This is a genomic window from Streptomyces wedmorensis (assembly GCF_000716445.1).
In the GTDB taxonomy this organism is placed as follows: Bacteria; Actinomycetota; Actinomycetes; order Streptomycetales; family Streptomycetaceae; genus Streptomyces; species Streptomyces wedmorensis.
Genome location: NZ_JNWK01000144.1, coordinates 1 through 1,385, shown reverse-complemented (window position 1 = coordinate 1,385; position 1,385 = coordinate 1). Strand labels below are relative to the sequence as shown.

Genomic DNA, 1,385 nt, shown 5'->3' with positions numbered 1-1,385 from the left:
TCCACGCCTCGACCTCGTCGGAGCGGCGCGGCAGCGCCTCCGACAGGTTCCGGTTGCCGTCCTCGGTGACGAGGATGTCGTCCTCGATCCGGACGCCGATGCCGCGGTACTCCTCCGGCACGGTCAGGTCGTCGGCCTGGAAGTACAGGCCCGGCTCGACGGTCAGGCACATGCCCGGCTCCAGCGTGGTGTTCACGTACATCTCGGTGCGCGCGGCGGCGCAGTCGTGGACGTCCATGCCGAGCATGTGGCCGGTGCCGTGCAGGGTCCAGCGGCGCTGCAGGCCGAGCTCGAGGACGCGTTCGACCGGGCCCTCGACGAGGCCCCACTCGACGAGCTTCTCGGCGAGGACGCGCTGGGCGGCGTCGTGGAAGTCGCGGTAGGCGGCGCCGGGCTTCACCGCGGCGATGCCGGCCTCCTGCGCCTCGTAGACGGCGTCGTAGATCTTGCGCTGGAGCTCGGTGTACCGGCCGTTGATCGGCAGGGTGCGGGTGATGTCGGCGGTGTAGAGCTCGGTGGTCTCCACGCCGGCGTCGAGCAGCAGCAGGTCGCCGGAGCGGACGTCGCCGTCGTTGCGGACCCAGTGCAGGGTGGTGGCGTGCGGGCCGGCGGCGCAGATCGAGCCGTAGCCGATGTCGTTGCCCTCGACGCGGGCGCGCAGGAAGAAGGTGCCCTCGATGTAGCGCTCGCTGGTGGCCTCGGCCTTGTCGAGGACCTTGACGACGTCCTCGAAGCCGCGGGCGGTGGAGGCGCAGGCCTTCTCCAGCTCGGCGATCTCGAAGGAGTCCTTGACGAGGCGGGCCTCGGAGAGGAAGACCCGCAGCTCCTCGTCGCGCTCGGCGGTGACCTTGTCGGCCAGCGCGGCCTCGATGCCGGCGTCGTGGCCGCGGACGTTGCGGACCGGGCCGGTGGCCTCGCGCAGCGCCTCGGCCAGTTCGCGGACGTCCTTGGCGGGGACGCCGAGGAGCTGCTCGGCCTCGGAGAGGGAGTGACGGCGGCCGACCCACAGCTCGCCCTGGCCGTCGAGCCAGAACTCGCCGTTCTCGCGGTCGGAGCGCGGCAGCAGGTAGATCGTCGCCTCGTGGCCGCTCTTCGTCGGCTCCAGGACGAGGACGCCGTCCTGGGTCTGGTCGCCGGTGAGGTAGGCGTACTCGGTGGAGGCGCGGAAGGCGTACTCGGTGTCGTTCGACCGGGTCTTCAGCTTGCCGGCCGGGATCACCAGGCGCTCGCCCGGGAAGCGGGCGGAGAGCGCCGCACGGCGCTCGGCGGTCTTGTCGGCCTGGGCGATCGGCTCCAGACCGCGCAGCTCGGTGTCGGCCCAGCCGGACTTCATGTTCTCGGCCAGCTCGTCGGAGACGCCCGGGTACAGGCCGTTCTTCCGCTGC

General features: G+C 71.8%; 1 protein-coding gene. It reads right to left on the bottom strand.

Going from position 1 to position 1,385, the window contains the following annotated elements; genetic code table 11:
* Window positions 1–1,385: aminopeptidase P family protein (locus OO54_RS40810; protein WP_033212769.1), on the bottom strand; the 1,385-nt coding region annotated here is incomplete at both ends.